This is a genomic window from Pelosinus sp. IPA-1 (assembly GCF_030269905.1).
Lineage (GTDB): Bacteria > Bacillota > Negativicutes > DSM-13327 > DSM-13327 > Pelosinus.
Window position 1 is genome coordinate 412,873 of record NZ_BSVC01000003.1, and the last position, 25,108, is coordinate 437,980.

Below are 25,108 nucleotides of genomic sequence, written 5' to 3' on the forward strand. Positions count from 1 at the left end.
CTAAGGATTTTACCTGTGCTGATGAACAGCATAAGTAAGCTTTTCCTTATGAAGTAAGGCGGGGCAGACTAAATGAAACAAAAAAGGTAGTTCCTTGGTCACCTGTTATTACATCAATGGTAGCGTTGTGTCTATTGGCAATTCTATAGCATATTGGCAGACCCAATCCGGTTCCAGCTTCTTTCGTGGTTAGGAAAGGTGTGCCTAAATTTTCTAATATATGATCTGGCAAACCAGTACCTTGATCTTTTACCGATAAAAGAACTTTGCTCTCTTTTAAGCCTGTACCTATTGTAAGTTCGCCTCCCGACGGCATAGCTTCCACGCCGTTTCGCACTAAGTTAAGCAGCATTTGACGGATTTCATTTTCATCTAGAGATTGCTTCGGTATATTGATAAGGTCAAGAGTTACATGCACACTAGAAGCAGCGGCATCGGCCTGAATCAAGGGGAACAGTGCTTTGATAATCGTATTTAAACAGCAGCTTTTCAGTTCAGCTCGTTTATCTTTTGCCAATAAGAGATATTCGCTAATAATCGTGTTCGTTCTATCCAGTTCTTCCATCATTAAACCAATCTGCTTTCTATAGTTATAAAGCTCATCTTTGGTTACCATCATTTGTAGGTATCCGCGTACTGTAGTCAACGGATTACGTATCTCATGAGCAACATTAGCGGCCATTTGACCGACCATATTCATTCTATCAACACGAGCGGCACTATTCTCAAGATTCTTACGAACCGTGATATCACGGAGGATGCCCTCTCGGGCTACAAGTTTATTTGTTTTGTCATAAATGGGAACAAACTTTTGCTCAATCCATATTGTGATATGGTCTTTGCGAATTAAGCGATATCTAAGCGATAAATTGTTAAGACATAGAGGATTATTAATAAAATTATCAAATCGCGGTAAATCCTCGTGGTGTATTAAACTTGCAAATAGTTTTGCATCAGCATAATGTTCTTCAGGAGTATAACCTGTGATCGCAAGTATAGACGGACTAACATACTCAAATTTGGTTTTAGGTAATAGTTCATAACGGTAAATTACATCAACTGCATTTTCTGCAAACAATCGGTATTGCACCTCTTTATTAGCTAAATCCATTCTGGTCTTCTCAAAATATACCATTAATATGCCAGAAGCAATAATTAGTCGACAAAGTCCAGCAACGGAGTAACAAAGAGAAGTTACCTGGGCTATATTTAAACTTAATAAAAAAGGAGTAGACGCAGTAATAATGCCCCATAGAATGAAGGCATATCCGGTGATTTGATTACCCGCTCCCTTTATTTGCAAATTTTGTATAAAAGATATGCCTATATATATCAGTATCACTCCAGCGAACCATGAAGGAGGAGACGCTTTATAAAGGAAAGGCAAATCTAATAAAGCAAGTACAGTGCTTAACATGAAAAAGCCAGTAGCGCCATATAGCCACCATCGTTTAAACGGTTTACCAATAAAAAGCTGATTTCCCCATAGAAACAGTAAAATCGTGCTATTATACATTAGTTGAAAGATAACAAAGCCAAATATGGATTCCTTCCAATCAAATAAACCAGAGTCAAAAAAAACAATTCGCAAAGATAAGCCGAGCCAAGTTACTATCCAAACCCCCATATAGTGTTCACGGTATATGAAGTAAAGATACCCATAAACAAGTATCAATGAAAGTGTTCCTACTATCGGGAAATTTATATAATCCATTAGACTCTCCTTAAAACCCATTTTCCTACATTAATGGACATTTTCGCCATATGTACTAAATATCCCTCCTTATTTTGTAATTAAGCTTAGGGAAGATTGCAATCTATCTTTTGCGGAGTTAAATTAGTCTCAAGAGTTCCCAGCATTTGACACTGGTGGCACATCCGTAAAAGTAACATTTTCGTCTATATTAACATGATAAAAACAACATAAATCTTGTATTCCTTATATAAATAATGCAGGAATTTTTTACTAGCAGTAGAAAATGGTAAATATTACATAAATAACACAAATAAACTATAACCTCATAGATAAAAGTGTATATATTTAGGGGTTCATTAAGTGAGGGGACATTCAAAATGGCAAAAGTCGCAGCGATAAAAGCAGAGACTTATGATGAGCAAGTAGTTGAGTTAGCGATGCAAACATTACTTGATGAATTGGGAGGTATATCTGAATTCATTAAGCCTGGAGATAAGGTTTTAATCAAACCCAATATGTTGGAAGGGTTACCGCCAGACAAAGCAGTGACGACCCATCCTGAAATCGTCCGCGCGATGATAAACCAAGTTAAAGGAGCGGGTGGAATTCCTCTTGTGGGGGATTCACCTGGCGTAAGTAGTACGTTAAAGGTCGCTGAAAAATGCGGTATTCTTAGGGTATGCCAGCAAGAGGACGTAGAGCTTATCCCTTTTAACGATAAAGTAGAGGTGCCTTTTGCTCAAGGTACTACTGTGAAAAAGTTTGTCTTAGCGAAAGCCTATAGCCAAGTTGATAAAGTAATTTCATTGGCAAAGATGAAGACTCATTCCTTTATGGGGGTTACAGGGGGAGTGAAAAATCTATTTGGGTTGATGGTTGGGACTGATAAGGCTCAGTTTCATTTACGTATGAAAAAACGTAGCGATTTTGCTGGAATGTTAGTGGATTTAGCACAGGTGGTAAAGCCGGTGCTTTATATAGTAGATGGTATTATTGGTATGGAAGGTCATGGACCGCGAAACGGTAAGCCCAAGCAGGCTAATATACTTCTAGGCGGAACGAATGGTTTTGCTGTGGATTTGGTCATGGCTGAGGTGATGGGATATAAGGGGGAAACAATGCCTGTTGCAGCTAAGGCATTGTCATTAGGTTTGTCCCCAAGAATGAAAGATATAGAGGTTGTAGGAAGTGGTAGGAATATTCGTTTAGAATTTGCTAAGCCGCGTAATTTAGAATCCTTAGATAATAAGCTACCTGCTCCAGTCGTTGACTTTTTTCAAAATCAGCTGACAGCTAGGCCAGTGATTGTGGATTGTTGCATAGCTTGTGGGCGATGCGCCGCCCATTGCCCTCCGGAAGCAATTAGAATGATGGATAATAAAGCAGTAATTGACTACCAAAAATGTATCCGCTGTTATTGCTGCCAAGAATTATGTCCTGCTGATGCAGTAAAGCTACAAAATGGATTATTGTTGAAGTTAATAAGGAGATGGAAGTAATAAATTAATTTTTGGAGAGTAAATTAAATAGTATATAGGAAACGTTATTGACAATGAATATGACCAGTCGTATAATAAAGAAAGAGTATACCATTATAAAATTATTTTGAGGAGTTGTTAATGTGCAAAATTTTCAATTTGCAAATCCGACAAAAATTATTTTTGGTAAAGGTGAAATTAAGGGATTGCCAAAGGAGATTCCCTCTGATAGCAAAGTACTAGTGCTTTATGGTGGCGGCAGTGTCAAAAAAACGGGTCTACTGGAAGCAATTAAAGAGGTATTGAAGGATTATCAACTTGGAGAATTTGGCGGTATTGAACCTAATCCAACTTATGAAACTCTGATGAAGGCTGTGGAATTAATACGCAAAGAGAACTATGATTTTCTATTGGCTGTAGGAGGTGGTTCAGTTATTGATGGAACCAAGTTTATCGCTGCAGCTGTACCTTTTACACAAGGTGATCCTTGGGAATTGGTTGAAAAACATTTGCCTATCGGTACGGCATTACCTTTTGCAACGGTTTTGACGCTGCCAGCTACTGGATCGGAAATGAATAATGGGGCTGTGATAACTAGGAAAGCTCTGCAGGCAAAATTACCGTTTTTTAGTCCAGTGACTTTCCCGCGATTCTCAATACTTGATCCCGTTTATACATATACGTTGCCAAACAAGCAGATTGCTAACGGGGTTGTAGATGCTTTCGTTCATGTAATGGAACAATATCTGACCTACCCAGTTGCAGGAAAAGTGCAAGATCGTTTTGCAGAAGGACTGCTTTTGACATTGGTGGAAGAAGGTCCAATTGCTTTACAGGATCCAGAAAACTACGATGTACGTGCTAATATAATGTGGACGGCGACTCTTGCTCTAAACGGTCTGATCGGTAGTGGAGTACCTCAGGATTGGTCTACTCATATGGTGGGACATGAAATTACTGCTTTATATGGACTAGATCATGCTCAGACATTGGCTATTGTATTGCCATCTATGTTAGAAGTGATGAAAGAAGAAAAAGAGGCTAAACTGCTTCAGTACAGTGAGCGAATTTGGAATATAGATGTCAATTTATCACCAACAGAAAAAATCGAGTTAGCGATTGAGAAAACTAGGAACTTCTTCGAAACTATGGGCGTTAGAACTCGCTTATCTAATTATGGCTTGGGTGAAGAGACAATCGAAAAGATCATTGCTGGTTTAAAGGCACATGGAATGGTCAAGCTTGGTGAAAAAGGTACAGTAACAACGGAAGTAGTTCGACAAGTATTAGGGTTAAGTTTATAAGTCTAGTAAAGAGATAACAGTTAAAAGGTTAGCGGCGTACATTCGAATAGTACGTTGCTATTACAAGGAGAGATACATATGGAAAACAATGAAAAAATTAGAAACGATAATCTAGAAGTTTTATTTCAACCAGTAAGGATTGGGAATTTATCATTAGCGAATCGAATTGCCATGGCGCCAATGACAAGAGGATTTTCTCCCAATGGTGTACCTGGTAAAGATGTGGCAGGATATTATAAAAGACGGGCAGAAAATGAAGTAGGGTTGATTATTACTGAAGGTACATTGATTAATCACCCTGCGGCAGCGGAAGGTCTAGGGCGACCTAATTTTCACGGAGAAGCAGCGCTGGGTGGCTGGTCACAGGTTGTGGAGTCCGTTCATAAGGCAGGAGGCAAGATTATTCCTCAGTTATGGCATGTCGGAATGGCGCGTCAAATTAATGGTGACAATCCGAATCCAACTGCCCCACCCATTGGTCCATCAGGGATTGATGTAACTACAGGGGTAAAGGTAACTGAACCAATGACTAAGGCCGAAATTGAGCATATTGTTAAGGCCTTTGGGCAAGCGGCGAGTGATGCGAAACGCCTGGGGTTTGATGGACTTGAAATTCATGGTGCACATGGATACTTAATTGATCAATTCTTTTGGGGAAAAACAAATCAGCGTCAGGATGAATACGGCGGGGATTTGGTTGCACGTACCCGGTTTGCCGTTGAAATCATACGCGCCTGCCGCCAAGCTGTAGGTCCAGAATTCCCGATTGTATTTCGCTATTCACAATGGAAATTAGGAAATTACAGTGCAAAGCTAGCAGAGACTCCAGACCAGCTGGCTGAATTTTTAGCACCCTTAGTAGATGCAGGAGTAGACATTTTCCATTGTTCAACTCGTCGTTATTGGGAACCGGAATTTGAAGGATCACCTCTGAACTTAGCTGGGTGGACGAAACAATTAACTGGTAAACCAACGATTACTGTCGGATCTGTTGGTCTTGACAATAACTTTATCGATTTTTTCATGGAAGGGAAAGGTGCAAAGACTACAAGTTTATCGCCTCTCATTGAAAGATTACAGAAGAAAGAGTTTGATTTAGTAGCAGTGGGCAGAGCTTTACTTGCAGATCCAGCATGGGTAACAAAAACACATCAAAATAGAACGGATGAACTAATTCCTTTTGAACTTGGTGCAGAAAAAACATTGTCTTAACAATTGTCACACTAATTGCGCCATTGGACAGAAGAAGAGGCAGACTAATTCTGCCTCTTTCTCCTATCTGTACAATGGATTGGCAAAAAAGCAGAAAGATACGATTACAAGAGGTGGTAACAAATGGCGAGGAAAAAAAGTGCAGATTTAGAAAAAACAAAACAAAATTTATTAGAGGTTGGCTTAACACTCTTTGAACAAAAAGGCTTTAATGCTACTGGTATCCAAGAGATAGCTACATCAGCCGATATTCCCAAAGGGTCATTCTACAATTATTTTTCAAGTAAAGAGGAGTTTGGCGTAGCGGTGATTCGCTATTATGCGGACACAAGTATGGCAAGATGGAAAAGTATTTTAGATACGGCAACTCAAAAGGAAGATTATTATAAGGCGCTGTATACAGCATTTTCGGCGATTGCTGAAGAATATAGATGTGCCCAGATAAAAAAGGGCTGCCTATTAGGCAATCTTGCTGCTGAGATCAGTGAGGCCAGTGAAGAATGTCGTATGGCTTTACAGCAGTCCGTAAGTGAATACAAATCAATTTTAGCGGAACGTTTCCGCGTAGGACAGGAAATGGGGAAAGTAAGAAGTGATTTGCCAGCACAGCAATTAGCTGATTTAGTTTGGGACTGTTGGCAAGGAAGCTTATTACGGATGAAAATTGAAAAATCAGTGGAGCCAGTCAATAATGATTTGGAATTATTATTCCATCATATTTTGCCGCCAGTACTCTAGTGAACAAGGCTTACATTTGCCAAAAAAAATTTAAACGAGGTGCAAAATGAATAAAGTAAGATTTGCAATCGTAGGGACCGGATCGATAACCCCTACTCACGCCCAGGCAATTTCAGCAATACCTGATGCTAAGTTGATTGCGATTTTTGGTCGCTCTGCTGCAAAGGCGCAACAACTTGCTACCCAATTTAATTGTGATTGGCACAATGACTATCAGGAAATGTTAAAAAGAACGGATATTGATGTAGTTTCGATCTGTACTCCTAATGGACTGCATGCGGATCTTGGAATTCAGGCTGCATTAGCGGGTAAACATGTTGTAATCGAAAAGCCAATTGATATCACATTAGAAAAAGCAGATACCCTGATTAAAATCTGCCAAAGACAAGGAGTGGAATTGTCAATCGTATTCCAAAGGCGTTACAGTGATGGTGTTGTTGCTTTAAAGAATTTACTGGAACAAGGCAAATTGGGTAAAGTGATTTTTGGAGGTTGCTACATTAAGCTATATCGGAGTCAGGAATACTATGACAGCGCTGCTTGGCGTGGGACATGGGATATTGATGGCGGTGGCGTTTTAATGAACCAAGGTATCCACTATATTGATATGCTGCAGTATTTGGCAGGACCAGTCGCAGAAGTTACAGGCCAGTGTGGAACTTTCGGCCATACAGGTATAGAGGTGGAGGATACTGCCTCGGCTGCTGTTGCATTTCAATCGGGTGCGTTGGGAGTAATCGAAGGGACTACCTGTGCATATCCAGGTCTAGTTTCGCGGGTCGACATCTATGGAACAGAAGGAAGCGCGGTGATTGAGAATGATGTACTTACTTCGGTTCAATTAAAATCGGGCTATGAATATAAAGTAGGAAGTAGTACTGAAAATGCTGGAGTGAGCAGTCCTGATATTTCGTTTGAATGCCACCAACGTCAATTTCAGGAGATAACTACAGCATTAAAAAATAACACGGAACCACCAATCAGTGGAGTAGAAGGCCGAAAAGCATTGGAAGTAATATTAGCGATTTATAAATCTGCATTTACAGGAAATATCGCATCGCTGCCATTAGCAGATAGTTTATTTTTAAAAGATTTAGCGAAAGCTGGTGGTTTCAAGAGAAAGTAGTGGGGCGTTAGCTTCTTTGGAGACTTGACAATTTGTGTCTCCTTACATATAATTAGTTTCATCAAACTAATTATATGTAAGGAGAACAGACTAGTATGGCAACAGAAGATATAATCGTTAAAGCAATCAATGTTCTATCTGAGTCGATGCGCGAATGTATGCGAAAATATAAAGAAGAGACTCCTAACAGTAAAGAATTATTTAATTTAACAATAACCCAATTACATTATCTTCATGCGATAAGAGAGAGGGGCAATCCTACGATAACCGAGCTTGCAGAAAAGTTTGGGGTGCAAAAGTCTACGGTAACGGTTGCCATTAATAAGCTTTTAGAGCGGGGATTTATTGAAAAAATCTCCTCGGAAAGTGATCTTAGGGTAGTACATATCAGCTTAGCAGCAAAGGGAAGAAGATTAATTGAAATCGAAGATATGGGATATTATCACTTTGCCAGTCACATTATGGAGTCATTGGATGAGAAGGAAAGACAAACATTTGCGTACCTTCTAAGTAAAGTAACAGACAATACTACCCGCGACTAAACGCGGGTTTTAAATAAATTTATAGTTAGTTTTATCAAACTAACTTAATGATAGATAAAAAAGATTGGGGGTTGAATGGTGAGGGTGAAGGGAAAAATCTTTAGTATAATTGTTATGATTATCATTTCTTTTAGTTCAGTATTTGTTTGTTCAGCAATGGATAAAAAGGATCTTACTGATGAAGTTGTTCTTTTGGTTGTTGCAGACGAATCGAGAGAGACTTACGGTTTACAGTTAAAGAATGAAGTTTATACACAGTTAGAAAAGCAATTAAAGATTGCAATATGTAAGGAAAGTGAGTTGCAAGACAAAATAACAAACTATAGTGTTGGCGAAATATCTAAGGCTGAGAAACCAGAGCTTTTCACACTAGCTTCTAAGACAGGTGTAAACATGGTACTTGTAGTAGAGATATTGCCAACTAAGTCTGATTTTAGTGAAATTCTTTTTTACCAGTCGATCAAATCGGAAGCAACAATAAAAGTTCGTTTATATGATGCAGTAAAACAACAATATGTATTGACAGAGGAAATAGGAAGTACAGGTGTCAATAAAACAATAATTCCATACACGTTTGTTGGGAAAAAGGTAACTGTGGTAGAAGCCGTTCATAAAGCAACGACCATCGTAGCAGAACGGGTCAATCAGAAGTTAGCGAATTATAAATAGAGATAGAATGGTCATATCGTCTTACATACAAAAGTTATATAAAACAAGCAGCTTATCTATAGGGAGTGGTGCTTTATGAATCGGCGGCAATTTATTAATTACAGTGGAGCGAGTCTTGCCCTGCTAGGGGGAGCTTATTTATTCAATTCACTGTTGCAATTAAAAACACCTGATAGAGAAAACGTAGGTAACCAGATAAAGGGGTTAGATGATGGTTTGCTAGATATAATTTATCTAGCCTCTTTGGCACCTAGCGGACATAATACCCAACCATGGACGGTAAGGATTATTGATAGTAATCACTGGATTATCGGTATAGATCTAACTAGGTGTTTATCTGTTGTTGATCCAGAAAATCGTGAAGCTCTTCTTTCTATAGGTGCTTTTTTAGAAAACTTAGTTATTGCAGCGAGGGTAAAGGGATATGACGTAGATGCTGAAGTAGTAGCTAAGCATCCAAAGGATAGAGATGTAGTAGATATAAAGTTATATAAAGTAAATTCGTCAAGTAATTTTGATGTTAAGAAAATAAAATTGCGCAGGACTGTTAGAAATAAAATTCTTAGAGATCAGTTATCAGGGGAAGATATTCGATTTCTAATAGGGGAAAATACAGATCGTTTTATTTACTATACAAGGGATTCAAAGGAAGGAAATTATCTTGCAGAAGGAACTTTTTTGGCTAACAAATGCCAAACATATAGGGATACTGCACAAGAGGAATTGGCGAAGTGGATTCGATGGTCGAACCATGATAGTAGGCAGTATCGAAATGGGTTAACTCCTGAAACAATGGAGATAGATGGTATAGCAAAATGGTATGTGAAAAATTTTTATTCTAGACAATCTGTTTTGGAGAACCGTTTTCGAGAGGAAACGATTAAAAAAGTACGAGAACAAGTGGCTGCAGGCAGCGGGTGGTTGTTAATTACCAGTAAGAATTCTTCAATTCCAGAATTAATTGATACGGGTCGAAAGCTTCAAAGGTTATGGCTTGAGGTACGGAGTAAAAGAATAGCAATCCATCCCATGACCCAAATGATTGAAGAAGAAGTAATCGGAAATGAAATGGCATCTTTTTTAGGAATTAGTGAGAAAATCCAATTTTTATTACGAATAGGCTATTGTAGTGACTATCCCCAACCCGTGAGTCCAAGAATGTTATTAGCGAATATAATCTTATAAGCGGCGCACATATATTTCAATCGCTTGTTGTTCAAGGATGATTAACCTAGAAAATTGCAAATGTATTTAATGAAACTAGCATTAAGAGTGAATTCGTTGAGCTCTGGCTGAAAACGGAGGAATTTTAAGAAAATTCCAATTGGCAAAGGAAACTAAAGAAAAATGTCGAAAATTATCTTTAAATGTAATTGATACGAAGCGGTTTATCATGTTTACTTTAGATGCAAGTACAATTTATTTAAAGGAGTCTATAAAAATGAAAGTGAAAAATATCCAAACTCGTTTACTGCTTAGCCTTATTCCTCTTATTTTAGTGGTGCTAATTGCTTTATCCGGTGTTAGTTACTATCTAGCCAAACAATCTCTATTAAAAAGTGTAGATGATACTGGGCGAGCGGTAGGTACTGATTATAGCAATCGAGTACAAGCAGATATGGAAAAGATGATTGTTCAATTAGAGGATTTAGCCAGTATTCAGCGTATTCGTACAGGCACTGATAAAGTTCAGATTAAAGAGGCCATGGCAGAGATGCAGAAACGGCTTGGAATTTTTGATGTTGTTGCTTTCATTTCACCTGATGGATCAGGGATTATTAATACAGGACAAACGGCTTCCTACAATGATCGAGAATATTTTAAGAAGGTGCTAGCAACAAAGAAGGCTGTTGTATCAGATCCTCTCGTTTCAAAAGTTACAGGAAAACTGGCAGTTGTTTTAGCAGTACCTGTAATCAATAATGGCCAACTAACAGGAGTATTAATTGGAACTTTTTCCATGGAAAAATTAAGTGAGATGATGAAAGATCTAAAATTCTTAGATACAGGTTACGGTCAAGTTGCAGATGATTCGGGTATGGTTATTGCTCATCCCAAACAACCTGATCTGGTAGGGAAATTAAATCTTCTTGATAAGAAAATTAACCCAGAACTTAAGTTATCGCAAAGTGATCTTGACGAACGGTTGACCAATATATTTAAGGTGGCAGCCAAAACTGGAGAACAGTCCAGAGGAATATATAGCTTTGTTGATGGCGTGGAAAGGGTTGCAGTAGCCACCCCAATTAATTTGCCAGGTGACCAGCGGTGGGTTGTAATCGTAGCGGCGCCTGAAGTGGAAGCTACTCGTCAAGTCGATAGCCTAAGCAAAATGATGTTATTGATTTCTATAATCTGTTTACTCATCGCAGTAGCAGCTATTTTGTTCATTGCGAAACAGTTTGTAAAACCAATTTTGCTGATACGTGACGAATGTGTACTATTAGCTGAAGGAGATTTGCGGGAACGAGAGACAAAAATTTCTTCCGAAGATGAGATTGGGCAATTAGCAAAGGGGTTTCGCGAGATGAGGACCAATCTACGCGAGCTTGTCACAAAGGTTCACTCTCAGTCCGAGCAATTGGCAGCTTCTAGTGAAGAATTGACAGCCAGTGCCGATCAGTCTGCACAAGCTGCCAATCAAGTTGCTATATCAATTACCGATATGGCAAATGGTTCACAAGAGCAATTGTCTGCAGCAGACGAGGCCTCTATTGTAGTGGAAGGCATGTCAGCAAGTATCCAGCAGGTATCAGCTACTACCAACGAAGTAGCTGAGCAATCTAACCAAGCAGCTAATAAAGCAAAAGAGGGAAATACGGCAGTAAATAAAGCGGTTACCCAAATGAGGCAAATTGAGCAGACTGTACAAACCTCTGCGAAAGCAGTAGCCGAATTAGGTGAACAATCTAAGGAAATCGGCCAGATTGTTGCTACGATCTCCGGGATTGCTGGGCAGACTAATTTATTGGCTCTTAATGCAGCGATCGAAGCTGCACGGGCTGGCGAACAAGGACGTGGTTTTGCTGTAGTAGCTGAAGAGGTTCGTAAGCTAGCTGAGCAGTCTCAAGAGGCGACAAAACAGATCGCCTCATTGATTAATGGAATTCAAGGAGAAACAGATAAAGCAGTCATGGCAATGGATAATGGCACGCGAGAAGTTAAGTTAGGCGCAGAAGTAGTCGATGCTGCTGGACACGCATTCCAGGAAATCGTGGAAATGGTGACTCAAGTATCGGATCAAGTAAATGAGATTTCTTCTGCCATTGACCAAATGGCAAATGGTAGCCAACAAATTGTAGAATCCGTAAATCGGATTGGTAACTTGAGTAAAAAAGCTACAGCAGAGTCCCAGACCGTTTCTGCAGCTACGGAGGAACAATCCGCTTCTATGGAGGAAATTGCTTCTTCTAGCCAGAGCCTGGCAAATCTAGCTATGGATCTTAGAGAAGCCGTTAATCGTTTCAGAGTATAACTTTAACCCTTCAATCTAGTGGACATTGAATACCCATAGTATATCGCGTAGAATGCTGTGGGTATTTTGTGCTGGGTGGTGGCAGGTTACTTTGCCAGTACCTTAAATGATTTTTTTTGTTGACGATTCTATTGATGTAAAAGTACATGTTGGATTAATGAAATAACGGCTATTTGGTTTTATATGGGCTACTACACTTCATAGCTAAAAAATTTAATTCTAGAATGGAGGATTTATTATGCGTATTCTTATTGTAGACGATTCAAGGCTAGTGAGGTCCCAGTTAAAAGATTTTTTGTCATCAAATATTGCTTCTATTGAAATTGAAGAGGCAGCTGATGGGAAGGAGGCATTAGAAAAACATCGTGTTTTTAAACCGGATGCTATTTTCTTAGATTACATAATACCTGCCCCTGATGGTTTGGCTGTTCTTAAGACTCTGTCTGAAACTGATAAAAAAGTAAAAGTGATTATGACTACTTCTCTAGCAAGTCAGAACTTTATTTATAAAGATTGCTTGGAATACGGTGCTGTTGCGATACTTCAAAAACCTATAGATAAGGAAAATGCATTAAAAATAATCAATAAGCATTTTAAATTAAATGGATATGGATGATTAAACAAGACGGAACAAAGGGGCCAGATTCCGCTATTTTCTAAATAAACGGTGCAATACGAAAAGATCTACTATTTTATTGGAGAAATAGTAGATCTTTTTCTATAATGTGTAAACTAATCTATTCTATAATAGGCTATATCAAATAGTATCTTGACAGCACGTATTTTCTAAAGGAAAATTGATTTGGAAGTAAAGAGATAAAAAGAGGAGAGTTCATATGAAAATCAAAGAAATCAAGATTGGCAAAGTGAGCATCCCACTAAAAAAAGCCTTCAAGACAGCACTACGCGAAGTGCATTCAGCAGAAGATATTATTATTAAAGTAATCGCAGATACTGGTGAAGTTGGTTATGGTAATGCACCACCGACAGCAGTAATCACTGGTGATAGTCAAGATTCTGTTATTGCAGCGATACGAGATACAATAGGTCCTAAGATAATTGGTATGGAAGTTGATAATCTTGAAAGAATCTTGACGACAATTGAGGGAGCCATGTTACATAATCACTCGGCAAAGGCAGCTCTTGATATTGCCGTACATGATTTATTTGGAAAGTTATATGGGATTCCGCTTTATAAGTTATTTGGTGGCTATAGGAGTACAATGACGACTGACCTTACTATTAGCGTAAATGCACCAGAGGAAATGGTAAGGGATTCATTGGAAGCCATAGCAGAAGGATATACCGAGTTGAAACTAAAAGTAGGAACAGATGTCCAAATGGATATTAAAAGGGTCAAAGCAATTCGCCAAGCAATTGGTTCCGAGGTTAAAATTCGCCTTGACGCCAATCAGGGGTGGTTACCGAAAGAAGCTGTACGTATTATTCGTAAGTTTGAAGATATGGATCTAGGTATTGAACTCATTGAGCAGCCGGTAAAGGCCCATGATTTTGCAGGATTAAAATTTGTGACCGATAATGTAGAGACGAATATTATGGCAGATGAATCCTCTTTTGGGCCTTATGAAGTATTTACTCTTTTGAGTATGCGTGCTTGTGATCTTATCAATATAAAATTGATGAAGGCCGGCGGATTGCATAATGCGGCCAAAATTGCGAACATCGCAGAAACTATGGGAGTACAATGCATGATGGGCTGTATGCTGGAAAGTAAAGTTGGCATAACGGCAGCTGCTAGCATTGCCGGTGGCAAGAAAATTATTACGAAAACTGATTTGGATGCAGCCGTATTATTAGCTGCAGATCCGGTAGTTGGTGGAGTTAGCTTTACTAAAAATCAGATTAGACTCTCTGATGCTCCAGGTCTAGGAATTACAGATGTACATGGCTGGCAAGAGATACTTTAATGTATTTTTATCAATACAATTTAAGTACAATAAAAAGGTTTAACCCAACAAAGTTGGGTTAAACCTTTTTACTTTTGGAGTTGTTAACCTCTGAATTCTATTGACTCTCCATCTAAGCCTTCAAATACCACTCTGCGCCAGCCTTTTTCTCTTGGTTCTCTTGCTCCCGTAGGATGGGGTTCGGTAGCAACTGGAATACCTGCATTTTTTAGGCGGCTGTAGTCTGCATCAAAATTATCACTCTCAAGACAAAAGTGAAAACCTCGATTTGTTACGCCATTTGGCATATGTATCAATTCTAAAACGGTATCACCCAGTTTTAGGTAGGCTATTTTTTCGATTTCTGGTACTGGTACATTGTGTTCATAATACTTCTTAAAACCAAAGTGTTCTTCGTAAAAATAGATTGATTTAGCAAGATCCTTAACAATAAAAGCTATATGGTCAATACGTTTAAACATAGACTTTCCTCCTAGTGATTTTATTATGATATTATACCAAGTGTCGCAAGTTCTAAACAAACTAGATTATAAATCGTGGGGACGGTTCTATTGAGTTAATCTTGATAGTGTGATAGAATATCGTGGGGTGATTAGGGAATGTCCAGGCAAGCGCGTCAAAAGAGTCAAAGCGGTATATATCACATTATTTTACGCGGCATTAACAAGCAAATACTATTTGAAGAAGAGGAAGACAGAGAAAAGTTCCTTGAGTGTTTGCGATTTTATAAAGAGAGCAGCAACTACATAATATATGGGTATTGCCTAATGGACAATCATATCCACTTACTTATTAAGGAAGGCAAAGAATCCATTGGTAACACCATGAAGAGAATTGGTGTTAGCTATGTATCTTGGTATAATCGCAAATATGGCCGAAGTGGTCATTTGTTCCAAGATCGTTTTAAAAGTGAAGTAGTGGAAGATAATGAATATTTACTGACAGTTTTACGCTATATTCATCAGAATCCATTAAAGTCGGGTAATATAAAACAGTTAGAAAAATATAAATGGAGCAGCTACGAGGAATATTTAGGTCAACCGAAGACCGTTGATACAGATCTTATATTAAAGATTTTTGCCTCGAAAAAAGAACAGGCAATGATCTATTTTAAAAACTTTATGAATGAGCAAAATGATGATACGTGCATTGATAGCATTGAGACGAAAAGAATGACGGATCAAGAGATAAAAGAATTAATAAAAAAATATGCAAGTGTTAATTCACCGAGTGAGTTAAGAAATATGGATATAATGGCAAGAAATCAAGTAATAAGAAAAATAAAGGAAGTCGAAGGGGTATCCACCCGCCAAATAGCAAGGCTTATAGGAATTAGTCAAAGTATAGTCTCAAAAGCCTAAGTTGTAGAACAAAGAGATGACTCGTTCTCTTCTTATAGATTGAATTATCGTTAGCTGACTTCAGCAGCAATAACATAAAACGGAGTAATATTATGGATTTGATATCAAGTAATATATTTCTTATTGTCTTATTCTCATCCTTTATTCAATCAATTACCGGATTCGGTTTTGCGGTTGTAGGTACGCCACTGCTTTTATTTTTTATGGAACCAAAGCAGGTTGTTAGTTTGATGGTTTTTGGAGCTTTAATATTGAATCTTATGGTTATCTATAAAACGAGGGGAAAATCGGACCCCAAAGTCATATGGCCCATGTTCATAGCCAGCTTAATTGGTATTGTACCTGGAGTATATATATTGAAAGTAGTAGATGCTTCGAATCTAAAACTCTGCATTGGAATTCTGATTTTATTGGTATCATTATTTATGGCCTCGAATTATGTAATGACAATTAAGCGAGAGAAGCTGGCGACAGTTTTAGTTGGTATAGTAAGTGGTTTTATGGGGGGCGCAACCAGCTTAAGCGGACCACCCGTTGCCTTGTTTTTGATGAATCAACAACAAGACAAAGAAGCTTTTCGTGCCAATCTAGTTCGCTACTTTTGCCTTGGTAATATTGCTACTTTGCTTGTAATGTATTTTATGGAGACAATGGAGTTAGGGGTGCTAAGGCAAGGCTTGTACGCAATCCCGGGAGTCTTATTAGGTGTATGGGTAGGGGAAAAGGCTTTTGCAAAGGTAAGTCCAAAACTTTTCAAATGGATTACATTAGGAGTTATATTTTTTTGCGGTACGATTAGTGTTACTAGTGAATTGATAAAAAGATAGATTACTAGGATTTTTTGCAGCATGAAGGTGGATGAACGGTCTGCGAGCATGATTCAGCTTGTAGATCTTTTTCGCGGAATCAGAAAGTATAACACTTCCTTGATTCCAAGTAAGAACGACTAAGGTTTCCGCCTGCGTCCAAGGCCTTGGCACAAGCCAAGTCTTTTCTTATAATACCAGAAAGTATAAGTTTTGTTGTTATTTCTAGGTCGCTTCGAGTCCATATTATTAACGCTTCACCGTGTTACTTGACTTACGCTTATAATAACATGGACCCGTCGCTTGATTCGTAGACGAAAAGGACGCGTAGCGTTTTTCTTATGTGGTTAGAATGACATGATTCTCGCTAGAAAGACTTTTTAATAAAAAATTCTATTGTTTGTAAAGAATAATCGACAAATGGAATCTATTTTGCTATTATTAGTTTCGGAGAATTTTTAAAGCATAAAAAAGCAGTCTGAAATCAAGCCTTATAACGGGTAAATAATATAATAAACAGACATTGATCTACCTCAATCTTACAATAATCTATTGCATTCATTTTATTTATTCTTGTCACAATATTTGGAGCGAGGTAGTTTATATAGATTATAATCTAGGTCAAAGTACTACTTCTGGTACATCACATTCACAAAGAGGAGCTTTACAAAATGAAAATAGCCACTCCCTATTATCTTATTGATGAGAAAAAAATGTTGCGCAACTTAGAGATCATTCAGAAGGTGCGCCAGCTTTCCGGAGCTAAGTCAGTATTGGCACTAAAGTGTTTTTCAACTTGGTCTGTATTCGACCTAATGAAAGAGTATATGGATGGCACCACCTCTAGCTCTCTTTTTGAAGCACGCCTTGGATTTGAAAAGTTTGGCAAAGAAACCCATGCTTATTGTGTAGGGTATTCAGAAGAGGATATCTTGGCCGTAACCCAATTTGCTGATAAAATCATTTTTAATTCAGTTTCACAATTAGAGACATATTATGATGCTGCCAAAAAAGTAAAGCTTGGTATACGTGTCAATCCAGGCATTAGTCACTCACATTTTGATCTAGCTGACCCAGCACGTAAACATTCGCGTCTAGGAGTAGTAGACAAGGATGAACTCAAAAAACAAATATCACGTCTTAGTGGTTTGATGTTTCATTATAATTGCGAAAATGATGATTTTGATGCCTTTGCTCAGCAACTTGATGCCATTGGTGATAATTATGGTGATATGCTCAATCAACTAGAATGGGTTAGCCTTGGAGGTGGATTATATTTCACCAAAGAAGGTTATCCAGTAGAAAAGTTTAGCCAAAAGTTGGCGGACTTTGCTGCTAAGTTTAATGTTCAAGTATACTTAGAACCAGGAGAAAGCGCCATTACTGGTTGCGCAGAACTGGTTACTAGTGTGGTCGATGTGGTGCATAATGAAATGGATATTGCCATTGTTGATGCTTCAGTCGAAGGTCATATGTTAGATTTATTGATATATCGATTATCAGCCAAAATAGAAGAGAGTGATATGGGAAATCATAAATATATGATAGCTGGACGATCTTGTTTAGCAGGAGACGTTTTTGGCACCTATCACTTTAAGGAAAAATTAGAAGTTGGTAGTGAAATTCGGTTTGCTGACACGGCAGGATATACGATGGTCAAGAAGAATTGGTTTAATGGTCTTCAGATGCCATCCATTGCTGTACGTAGATTAGATGGAAAAGTAGAGGTTATCCGTAAATTTACTTATACAGATTTCATTAATAGTTTATCATAAAATTTTTTTGACAAGTAAGGGAGGCCAAAATGAAAAAAAATGTTTTAATTGTAGGTGCTGGGGGAGTGGCTCATGTAGTTGCTCATAAATGCGCGATGAACAACGATGTCTTGGGAGATATATGCATAGCTTCTCGGACCCAGCAAAAATGTGAGGCAATAATTGAAAGCATATTGCGCAAAAATAGCTTAAAAGATGTGACAAAAAAACTATATTCACGAGAAGTGGATGCAATGGATATTCCATCTTTAGTAACTTTGATCAAAGAAACTAAGTCTGAGATTGTCATCAATGTAGGGCAATCCTATATCAACATGTCCGTTTTGGAAGCTTGCATAGAAGCTGGCGTAGTGTATATGGATACAGCAATCCATGAAGATCCAGATAAAGTTTGCGAAAATCCACCTTGGTATGCCAACCATGAATGGAAACGAAAAGAACGTTGTGCTGAAAAAGGAATTACTGCAATTTTAGGTATTGGTTTTGACCCTGGCGTAGTAAATGCATGGTGTGCTTTGGCGCAAAAAGAGTATTTTGACACCATCGACACCATTGATATATTAGATGTAAATGCCGGCAGTCATGGTAAGTATTTTGCTACTAATTTTGATCCTGAGATTAACTTTCGGGAGTTTAAGAAAGTATGGACATGGATTGACCGGAAATGGGTGTTGCAAGATGTTCACTCTATAAAAGTAGACTATGATTTCCCCGTAGTAGGAGAATGTCCGGTGTACCTGACTGGACATGATGAATTACATTCTTTGTCTAAAAATATCGATGCTAATTCGATTCGCTTTTGGATGGGATTTGGCGAACATTATTTGAATGTATTTTCTGTTTTGACTAATATTGGACTTACCTCTGAAAAACCAGTAGAAATAGCAGAAGGTGTAGAGATTGCACCTCTTAAGGTATTAAAGGCCTTGTTACCAGATCCATCCTCCCTAGCACCTGGCTATACTGGTAAAACTTGTATCGGTAATTTTATCAAAGGTACAAAGGATAGTCAAAAAAGAGAAATCTTCATCTATAATACTTGCGATCATGCTGAATGCTACGAGGAAGTCGAGTCTCAAGCAATCAGTTATACCGCAGGTGTACCACCAGTAGCAGCCGCAATTCTGGTTGCACGTGGTGAATGGGATGTAAACCATATGGTGAATGTTGAAGAATTGGATCCAACACCTTTTATTGACCTGTTAAATAAAATGGGTTTACCTACAGAAGTTATTGAAAGTCCGGTTGCCTTCATAGCACCAGTCATTGAATCCTTAGAGTAGTTTATAGTGATAAAATAAAAACTTCTTGTGGATACCAATTAGGTATTCACAAGAAGTTTTTCTATTTATATGGTAATAGGAGAGACGGTTCTGCGGAGCAAGAGAAACTCAGTAGAACCGTCCCTCGTGATTTCCTTTAATTTCACTTATAAGTGATTCCTGGTGTTCCATCAATTTACTCCTTATAACGGAATTGATTGATGATATCCTCTGAAATAATGAGTTTGATTCCTGGAGCCCATGTGGGGAGTACGGTAACAGGTAAGGGAATTCCTAAGATTTGACCAAGGGTATTAAAGATCGAATTACTATTCTTTTTATGGAAATGCTGCCACCAATTTGGATAATGTAATTGTAATGCATTGATAGCAGGTATTGCATTTAGGGCTGCTTGCCATCTTTGTCTGATTGCAGCTTCAGAAGCGGTAGCGCAAACTACTGTCGGTTGGTTTGGCTGTAGTGACCAAACAATAGTCGCATCTTGGATTGCCAGTAATAGGTCATGGGAATTCCCGATTGCTCTGGTTTCTCCTGTTTCTGGGTCAACAGCCAGGCCGTGAAGTTGGTCAAGAATAATATGGTTATTGTCAGTTAATACCCAAAAATTATGTGCAAAGGGAGTAAAGGGGATTTCGAAGGCACGTGCTTCGATACTCCACGAATGTAAGAGTTTTCTCATTATGATATTTTCATCTTCTTTCTATACATTATATGGCGATCCTGCGTGCTCTTAGTAATAGTATACACATAAATTACATGCAAATAATCTTTATTACGAGAATGAAAGGATTCTATAGGGAGATAATAATAAACAGTAAGATGTTAGGGGGAGAAACATGGCGACAATTGAGCAAGCAATTGAAAGGATAAAGGCACTTGAATGTCCCACGGGGGATGTTAAGGATCGGGTTAGAAAGATTCTTACTGATTACAACGTTGCTAGTAAGAGTGAGATTATGGTTACCAGGGAGCATAGTCTCGATAAGAAGGGCGCAAGAGGTTATAATGCGAAAATATCTGGTGAAGGAGAAACTGATATTGTAGTTTTGGCCTTATCTGGAAGAGATGATTATGTGGCAAAAGTAATGGATGTTTATATAAGTTAAGGCATAGTTTTTAAAATTACAGTATGCCTATCTTTGTGTAGCTAAGGGGAAGTAGGAGCAAATATAATTCAATCGATAAAAGCTATATTATAGCCTTTATGATTATAATTTCTTTATTATAATATATTCAAAGAGTCATTAGTTGCTACCTGTTCTTTATGAAATCAACTTTACGAAAAGCTCTACCAAGTAACAATTGGTAAAGCTTTTCGTTTTTTAGTATGGAAAAACAAATTTGGTGATTTTTTTTTGATTTTAAAGGGATACTAGCTAATGGACATCTAGAGCCTTAATCCGTTAGGGACTAAGATATTTTTGTATCAAGGAAGGTGAGCCAACGGATGGATGGACGCGGGCCAGCGATTATATCTACAGAAGATTTATGGCTAATCATTATAGCGGCAGCTATGGGAACAATGGCAAGAGTACTGGCACTAAAGGTTGATTATAAGCAATATCCTTCCTACCCAAATGGATATCTCATTCACATAGTTTTGGCATTTATCGCGGCAGCAATTGGAGCAGTTGCTATTCCTGCAATCAAATCGAATAACTATACTGCTGTTACCTTCCTCGCGTTGGCAGTTCAACATTTTCGTGATGTGAGAAAGACAGAAAGAGAAAGCTTGAAAAGCCTAGAGCAAACAGAATATACGCCTAGAGGGGATGCCTATATTGATGGAATCTCCAAGACTTTTGAGGCAAGAAATTACTTTGCGTTAGTTGTTTCATTAGTCTCAGCTGCTTCCATGGAAATCATTGCAACTTATCACGTACCTATCATATGGCAGGTAGTTGTCGGTATTGTTGTCGGGAGCATTGTATATCAGTTGATCAGTAGGTTTTCCAAAGGGAACAGTGTAGGAGATGTAGCTTCGGTTCGTTTCGCCGAAATAAAGATAGAAGGGTCTGTGATTTCAGTAGAAGGTATTTTTGTCACAAATCTTGCAGGTACAGAAATTGCTCAGAAGATGATATCTGAGGAAGGTGTGGCCGTTGTCATTGAAGCAAAGGAAAAACTTGCAACTATCGCACTGCACAATTTTGGGCAAAGGCAGGCAATTCTGTTTGAGGCTACGCGAACATTGGGGGCTAAAAGATATAATTTCACGAGAAAAGATTATGACACAGGAAAAGTGATTCTTTTATTTGTACCAATCGTCAAAGATAATGATAAATTACTTAAAGTGATTAAGAACACTCCATTATTGGAATCCGTAAAAAAGAGTCATGCTGTATTACGATCAAAGGTAACGGAGGATTGAATTATGTCAAATGAAAGTGCGCAGAGGCAGACGGCTTCCATTATTGCAGCCGTTACCCTTAGCCATCATAACGTTCCAGGATCAGGCGAGGCATTTTTAGTAGAGGCGAAGGATGAGGAAGAACAGAAAAGGGTGACAAGTGACATTGCAAAGGCTGTTAAGGGGGATGTAGCAGAGCTGAGTAATGGCATCTATTTAATACTAAAAAGTTAATACTAGAAGAAATTTTTCAATAGGCTCAGATTATTTAATCCAGAGCCTATTTCTTATTTGTAAGTGCTACCTTTTTAAAAACATCCTCATAGGAAAGTGGGTCTTTAATTTCTTTTGCAAAAGATGTCTGACAATGAATGTCTGATTCTTTTCCCTTAGTATCTGTGAAATGTTTTTCTATCACTTCGAGGCGATGGAGTAATTCTTGATACTCACATCCTCCGATGGCTTGCAATTCATCTCTTAATAAAAAACCAAACCGTCCATTCGGCTCAATTGTCGCCCACTTTATATCAGCAATTTTAGCAATACTTGCTTGGCGAAGCTCCATCTCTAATTGTTGAATTGTCATGCGAACTCGTTTTAAGTTTTCTCTTTTCACTTCACCATTTTCAATAAGTACCACAGGTTCTCCGGTAAAAAGTTTTCTTACAATAGGAAACTTAATCTCAGAAGACTCAATCGCTATAAGGGTTGCCACGGAAATTGCAACTAATGTAAAAGTGTCAATGAGCTCAACTCCTCCGACAAGGGGCTCAATCAAAACCGTACCAACCGCCAACATAACAACAGTTTGGGCCACTGTCATTTGAGATAATGATTTACGACCAGCAACACGCAAAATTAGCGTTCCATAAATTATAGTAACTATGGTTTTCCAACCAAGGGAAAAATCCAATTCAATCACCCCGATAAGCATTTTCGATATAGTATTTTGACCTCTTAAGTAATAGATCTCTATCCGTTACTATTACCATTTTCCTACTCGGATACCCATTTAATCATTAAAAAGTTCAAAGCGTTCCTATCGGATTTCTTTAGGCATATATTATTCGAGATAGCTGTCTCTATAGAAAATAAAAAGGCGATTAGGCAAACATTCTTAAAGGCAGGCTAAATCTTTATAAGAAAGGACAGATAATATGCTGCCTAAGATTATGACGGTTTGCGGACCCATTACACCCGAGGAGCTTGGACTCACTTCTATGCATGAGCATGTTCTTTCAGACTGTTCCATGTTTCGTCATCGGACTAGGAAGAGTTGTTTTGTTCCAAGTCGTCACAGCATAAGAGCAGAAGATAAGTTGACATTAGAGAATCGTTCGGCTCTAAGGCATGATATCGTACTATCCTTAGATAATATGTTACTAGACGATGAGATGATAATGGCAGCGGAAGTGGCCGATTTTAAAGAGAGTGGTGGTGACTCGATTCTTGAGGTAAGTGCCCCTGGCATACGAAGTTCACCGGATGATCTGATTGCTATTAGGCGCATAGCAGAGCGTACCGGAGTTCACATTGTGGCTTCTACAGGTTTATATGCAGAAGATACTTGGCCATTCATTTACCGAGATATGACTTTTGAACAGTATGTTGGATTTTTACGACAGGAAATAACCCAAGGCATTGGTGATACAGGGATTTTGCCTGGTCATATTAAAGCTGCCTACGAAAAACCTACCAAACAGCTCGATATTTATTTGTCGGCAGCAGCCTTCGTTTCCAAGGAAACAGGCTTGTCATTACAGGTTCATTTAGGGGCAGATGTAATGCCCGATGAAGTGCGGGAACATGTGTTACCACCTCTTTACCGAGGAGGTTGTATTCCAGAAAGGACTATTCTGTGCCACGTTCAGTTCTTGATGGGCGCTTTGTCCATTAAAGAGTTGGTAACTAACCCGGGTCATGTGCCCTTTGATATTAGCCTACTTAGGGAATTACTTGCTAGTGGGTTTGTTCTTTCTTTTACGCCTCTAGGGTTTGAGGCGGATAATGAGCCTTTAGGTTTTGCCCATTATCCGGATTGGTATACACTAGCGGGAATGGTAGCTTTGATTCAGGATGGTTATGCAGGACAATTAGTCATCGGAAATGATGTGTTTACGAAACTAGCTACCCGTAGGGGGGGGGGAGAAGGGTATCGACGTCTTACTGACTTTGTAATACCAGCATTAGAAAAATGCGGTGTTTCAGACAATGACATCTATAAAATAACTATAGAAAATCCAGCTAGGATTCTCGCATTTTGACCTATTATTAAACTCAGTAAAAAGAGACCTGCACTCGTATGAGTCAGGTCTCTTTTGTTATTATAAAAAGAAAATGATTTGGTTAAAAGGGATGAGAAAAATGACGAACCACAGAGGTGCAGAGAGCGCTGAGGGGGTTTTTATAACTACCTATTTTCTCTGTGTCCTCTGCACCTCTGTGTTTTAAATATGTGTTAAAGTTTGTCTCTTGTGGGTATCAGAATTTATAAGTTTCTAGTTAAAGAGATTGAACCACAAAGACACAATGCCGCTATCGCGGCACACAAAGAAAATGGAATGAATAGAACCTCTTTGTGACCTTTGTGTCTTTGTGGTTCAAAAAGGACACGTAGTGTTTTTCTTACTAAAGAAGATCATGATAGAAGTGCTCAAAGAAAGATGTTATGGAAGAGGGAATTCCAAGTGGATACTATTAAGAGGTGCACCCAATAAAGTTTCTATCAGCTTTCCCGCGATTTCCAATTTGTTTTTTACGACGATTGGATCCGCTTCATGCCCAAATTCTGAGGGAGAACTGGCTTCTAATAAGGAGCCCATAATACCAGCAAAAAAAGAAAAGGTTTCTTCCATATGTACAACATGGGTTAGCCCTTCTTGATTGCCTTGTTCTAGAATGCGCCGTAATAGGGGAGTCGTAATGAGCAGCATTTGCCGCCATAGTTTGTTGATCAATTCCCCTTGTTTTTCCTTATACAGTATTTTACCAATCAAGCCAGGCTCATCATAGTAGCATAGCTTGTAAAAAAGATTGAAAAATAATTGTAACTTTGCTAAAACTGTATCTTCTTCTAAGTAAAAGGACTGGACTTCGGCTACCATATTGGTTACGTGACGAGCAAAGATTGCTTCTAAGATGGCTTCTTTGGAAGCAAAATAGTAATAAAAAGTTCCCTGGGCTACACCCACTTTTTTCACAATGGCACTTACTGTGGTTTGTTGATATCCTGTCAAAATAAATAGTTCTTGTGCTGTATCTAGCAATTCAGCCTGGCGAACCTCTGGATCTTTTGTAATTCTAGAAATATAGAGCACCTCACTTTTACCTAACTGACACAAGTCAGTAGTATTGTAAATAAGATT

At 38.5% G+C, this 25,108-nt stretch carries 24 protein-coding genes; 19 read left to right on the forward strand and 5 right to left on the reverse strand.

The annotated features are described in order from the left end of the window. Window positions 1-46: 46 nt before the first annotated feature. Window positions 47-1,714: an ATP-binding protein gene (locus QSJ81_RS08650; RefSeq protein WP_285717012.1), complete on the reverse strand. Its 1,668-nt coding sequence runs from the start codon at window positions 1,712-1,714 to the stop codon at window positions 47-49. Window positions 1,715-2,073: 359 nt separating this feature from the next. On the opposite strand from QSJ81_RS08650, the gene QSJ81_RS08655 reads away from it, so the two are divergent. The 11 genes from QSJ81_RS08655 (at window position 2,074) to QSJ81_RS08705 (ending at window position 14,168) form a co-directional block, all read left to right on the forward strand. After that, on the forward strand, window positions 2,074-3,195 hold the full coding sequence (locus tag QSJ81_RS08655; protein WP_285717013.1) for a DUF362 domain-containing protein: 1,122 nt from the start codon (window positions 2,074-2,076) through the stop codon (window positions 3,193-3,195). A gap of 122 nt (window positions 3,196-3,317) precedes the next feature. After that, entirely contained in the window at window positions 3,318-4,478 is a 1,161-nt protein-coding gene (locus QSJ81_RS08660) for an iron-containing alcohol dehydrogenase (RefSeq protein ID WP_285717014.1), read from the forward strand. A 78-nt stretch (window positions 4,479-4,556) separates the two neighbouring features. After that, window positions 4,557-5,690, forward strand: a complete 1,134-nt coding sequence (locus tag QSJ81_RS08665; protein ID WP_285717015.1) for an NADH:flavin oxidoreductase — start codon at window positions 4,557-4,559, stop codon at window positions 5,688-5,690. A gap of 123 nt (window positions 5,691-5,813) precedes the next feature. Then, a complete protein-coding gene (locus QSJ81_RS08670; RefSeq protein WP_285717016.1) occupies window positions 5,814-6,428 on the forward strand; it encodes a TetR/AcrR family transcriptional regulator in 615 nt (204 codons plus the stop codon). Window positions 6,429-6,474: 46 nt separating this feature from the next. After that, window positions 6,475-7,554, forward strand: coding sequence for a Gfo/Idh/MocA family protein (locus QSJ81_RS08675; protein WP_285717017.1), 1,080 nt, complete (start codon window positions 6,475-6,477; stop codon window positions 7,552-7,554). Between the two features lie 95 nt (window positions 7,555-7,649). Continuing rightward, window positions 7,650-8,096 (forward strand): MarR family winged helix-turn-helix transcriptional regulator, encoded by a 447-nt coding sequence (locus tag QSJ81_RS08680; RefSeq protein ID WP_285717018.1) that lies wholly within the window; start codon window positions 7,650-7,652, stop codon window positions 8,094-8,096. A gap of 75 nt (window positions 8,097-8,171) precedes the next feature. Further along, window positions 8,172-8,765: a hypothetical protein gene (locus tag QSJ81_RS08685; RefSeq protein ID WP_285717019.1), complete on the forward strand. Its 594-nt coding sequence runs from the start codon at window positions 8,172-8,174 to the stop codon at window positions 8,763-8,765. A gap of 75 nt (window positions 8,766-8,840) precedes the next feature. After that, complete coding sequence (locus QSJ81_RS08690; RefSeq protein ID WP_285717020.1) at window positions 8,841-9,950, forward strand: Acg family FMN-binding oxidoreductase; 1,110 nt, start codon at window positions 8,841-8,843, stop codon at window positions 9,948-9,950. A 256-nt stretch (window positions 9,951-10,206) separates the two neighbouring features. Then, entirely contained in the window at window positions 10,207-12,240 is a 2,034-nt protein-coding gene (locus tag QSJ81_RS08695; RefSeq protein ID WP_285717021.1) for a methyl-accepting chemotaxis protein, read from the forward strand. Between the two features lie 238 nt (window positions 12,241-12,478). After that, the gene (locus QSJ81_RS08700; protein ID WP_285717022.1) at window positions 12,479-12,856 is read left to right on the forward strand and encodes a response regulator; all 378 of its coding nucleotides are present in this window, start codon (window positions 12,479-12,481) and stop codon (window positions 12,854-12,856) included. Between the two features lie 220 nt (window positions 12,857-13,076). Further along, on the forward strand, window positions 13,077-14,168 hold the full coding sequence (locus tag QSJ81_RS08705) for a mandelate racemase/muconate lactonizing enzyme family protein (protein ID WP_285717023.1): 1,092 nt from the start codon (window positions 13,077-13,079) through the stop codon (window positions 14,166-14,168). 83 nt (window positions 14,169-14,251) lie between these two features. Here QSJ81_RS08705 and QSJ81_RS08710 read toward each other — a convergent pair whose 3' ends face one another. Then, on the reverse strand, window positions 14,252-14,629 hold the full coding sequence (locus QSJ81_RS08710) for a VOC family protein (protein ID WP_285717024.1): 378 nt from the start codon (window positions 14,627-14,629) through the stop codon (window positions 14,252-14,254). Between the two features lie 138 nt (window positions 14,630-14,767). On the opposite strand from QSJ81_RS08710, the gene QSJ81_RS08715 reads away from it, so the two are divergent. The 4 genes from QSJ81_RS08715 to QSJ81_RS08730 all read left to right on the forward strand — a co-directional run bounded on the left by QSJ81_RS08715 (window position 14,768) and on the right by QSJ81_RS08730 (window position 19,393). Continuing rightward, window positions 14,768-15,529: a transposase gene (locus tag QSJ81_RS08715; protein ID WP_285717025.1), complete on the forward strand. Its 762-nt coding sequence runs from the start codon at window positions 14,768-14,770 to the stop codon at window positions 15,527-15,529. A gap of 92 nt (window positions 15,530-15,621) precedes the next feature. Further along, complete coding sequence (locus QSJ81_RS08720; protein ID WP_285717026.1) at window positions 15,622-16,356, forward strand: sulfite exporter TauE/SafE family protein; 735 nt, start codon at window positions 15,622-15,624, stop codon at window positions 16,354-16,356. Window positions 16,357-17,006: 650 nt separating this feature from the next. Next, window positions 17,007-18,110: a carboxynorspermidine decarboxylase gene (gene nspC / locus QSJ81_RS08725; protein WP_285717027.1), complete on the forward strand. Its 1,104-nt coding sequence runs from the start codon at window positions 17,007-17,009 to the stop codon at window positions 18,108-18,110. 29 nt (window positions 18,111-18,139) lie between these two features. Next, entirely contained in the window at window positions 18,140-19,393 is a 1,254-nt protein-coding gene (locus QSJ81_RS08730; protein WP_285717028.1) for a saccharopine dehydrogenase family protein, read from the forward strand. Window positions 19,394-19,568: 175 nt separating this feature from the next. Here QSJ81_RS08730 and QSJ81_RS08735 read toward each other — a convergent pair whose 3' ends face one another. Further along, the gene (locus QSJ81_RS08735) at window positions 19,569-20,072 is read right to left on the reverse strand and encodes a hypothetical protein (RefSeq protein ID WP_285717029.1); all 504 of its coding nucleotides are present in this window, start codon (window positions 20,070-20,072) and stop codon (window positions 19,569-19,571) included. A gap of 157 nt (window positions 20,073-20,229) precedes the next feature. On the opposite strand from QSJ81_RS08735, the gene QSJ81_RS08740 reads away from it, so the two are divergent. From QSJ81_RS08740 to QSJ81_RS08750, 3 genes are all read left to right on the forward strand, one after another. Further along, window positions 20,230-20,499 (forward strand): hypothetical protein, encoded by a 270-nt coding sequence (locus QSJ81_RS08740; protein WP_285717030.1) that lies wholly within the window; start codon window positions 20,230-20,232, stop codon window positions 20,497-20,499. Between the two features lie 341 nt (window positions 20,500-20,840). Beyond that, on the forward strand, window positions 20,841-21,764 hold the full coding sequence (locus tag QSJ81_RS08745) for a YIEGIA domain-containing protein (protein ID WP_285717031.1): 924 nt from the start codon (window positions 20,841-20,843) through the stop codon (window positions 21,762-21,764). Window positions 21,765-21,767: 3 nt separating this feature from the next. Further along, entirely contained in the window at window positions 21,768-21,977 is a 210-nt protein-coding gene (locus tag QSJ81_RS08750) for a capping complex subunit for YIEGIA (RefSeq protein WP_285717032.1), read from the forward strand. Between the two features lie 46 nt (window positions 21,978-22,023). Here QSJ81_RS08750 and QSJ81_RS08755 read toward each other — a convergent pair whose 3' ends face one another. Then, entirely contained in the window at window positions 22,024-22,665 is a 642-nt protein-coding gene (locus QSJ81_RS08755; RefSeq protein ID WP_285717033.1) for a DUF421 domain-containing protein, read from the reverse strand. A 235-nt stretch (window positions 22,666-22,900) separates the two neighbouring features. Between QSJ81_RS08755 and QSJ81_RS08760 the strand changes: the two genes are divergently transcribed. Then, complete coding sequence (locus QSJ81_RS08760; RefSeq protein WP_285717034.1) at window positions 22,901-24,007, forward strand: phosphotriesterase family protein; 1,107 nt, start codon at window positions 22,901-22,903, stop codon at window positions 24,005-24,007. A 402-nt stretch (window positions 24,008-24,409) separates the two neighbouring features. Here QSJ81_RS08760 and QSJ81_RS08765 read toward each other — a convergent pair whose 3' ends face one another. Then, window positions 24,410-25,060 carry a TetR/AcrR family transcriptional regulator gene (locus QSJ81_RS08765; RefSeq protein WP_285717035.1) on the reverse strand — a complete coding sequence of 217 codons (651 nt, stop codon included), beginning with the start codon at window positions 25,058-25,060 and terminating at the stop codon, window positions 24,410-24,412. Between the last annotated feature and the right edge of the window lie 48 nt (window positions 25,061-25,108).

Coding starts and splice junctions, on each gene's coding strand:
- QSJ81_RS08650 (WP_285717012.1), bottom strand. CDS start 1,714: ATGGATTATATAAATTTCCCGATAGTAGGAACACTTTCATTGATACTT.
- QSJ81_RS08655 (WP_285717013.1), top strand. CDS start 2,074: ATGGCAAAAGTCGCAGCGATAAAAGCAGAGACTTATGATGAGCAAGTA.
- QSJ81_RS08665 (WP_285717015.1), top strand. CDS start 4,557: ATGGAAAACAATGAAAAAATTAGAAACGATAATCTAGAAGTTTTATTT.
- QSJ81_RS08670 (WP_285717016.1), top strand. CDS start 5,814: ATGGCGAGGAAAAAAAGTGCAGATTTAGAAAAAACAAAACAAAATTTA.
- QSJ81_RS08675 (WP_285717017.1), top strand. CDS start 6,475: ATGAATAAAGTAAGATTTGCAATCGTAGGGACCGGATCGATAACCCCT.
- QSJ81_RS08680 (WP_285717018.1), top strand. CDS start 7,650: ATGGCAACAGAAGATATAATCGTTAAAGCAATCAATGTTCTATCTGAG.
- QSJ81_RS08685 (WP_285717019.1), top strand. CDS start 8,172: ATGGTGAGGGTGAAGGGAAAAATCTTTAGTATAATTGTTATGATTATC.
- QSJ81_RS08690 (WP_285717020.1), top strand. CDS start 8,841: ATGAATCGGCGGCAATTTATTAATTACAGTGGAGCGAGTCTTGCCCTG.
- QSJ81_RS08695 (WP_285717021.1), top strand. CDS start 10,207: ATGAAAGTGAAAAATATCCAAACTCGTTTACTGCTTAGCCTTATTCCT.
- QSJ81_RS08700 (WP_285717022.1), top strand. CDS start 12,479: ATGCGTATTCTTATTGTAGACGATTCAAGGCTAGTGAGGTCCCAGTTA.
- QSJ81_RS08705 (WP_285717023.1), top strand. CDS start 13,077: ATGAAAATCAAAGAAATCAAGATTGGCAAAGTGAGCATCCCACTAAAA.
- QSJ81_RS08710 (WP_285717024.1), bottom strand. CDS start 14,629: ATGTTTAAACGTATTGACCATATAGCTTTTATTGTTAAGGATCTTGCT.
- QSJ81_RS08715 (WP_285717025.1), top strand. CDS start 14,768: ATGTCCAGGCAAGCGCGTCAAAAGAGTCAAAGCGGTATATATCACATT.
- QSJ81_RS08720 (WP_285717026.1), top strand. CDS start 15,622: ATGGATTTGATATCAAGTAATATATTTCTTATTGTCTTATTCTCATCC.
- nspC (WP_285717027.1), top strand. CDS start 17,007: ATGAAAATAGCCACTCCCTATTATCTTATTGATGAGAAAAAAATGTTG.
- QSJ81_RS08730 (WP_285717028.1), top strand. CDS start 18,140: ATGAAAAAAAATGTTTTAATTGTAGGTGCTGGGGGAGTGGCTCATGTA.
- QSJ81_RS08735 (WP_285717029.1), bottom strand. CDS start 20,072: ATGAGAAAACTCTTACATTCGTGGAGTATCGAAGCACGTGCCTTCGAA.
- QSJ81_RS08740 (WP_285717030.1), top strand. CDS start 20,230: ATGGCGACAATTGAGCAAGCAATTGAAAGGATAAAGGCACTTGAATGT.
- QSJ81_RS08745 (WP_285717031.1), top strand. CDS start 20,841: ATGGATGGACGCGGGCCAGCGATTATATCTACAGAAGATTTATGGCTA.
- QSJ81_RS08750 (WP_285717032.1), top strand. CDS start 21,768: ATGTCAAATGAAAGTGCGCAGAGGCAGACGGCTTCCATTATTGCAGCC.
- QSJ81_RS08760 (WP_285717034.1), top strand. CDS start 22,901: ATGCTGCCTAAGATTATGACGGTTTGCGGACCCATTACACCCGAGGAG.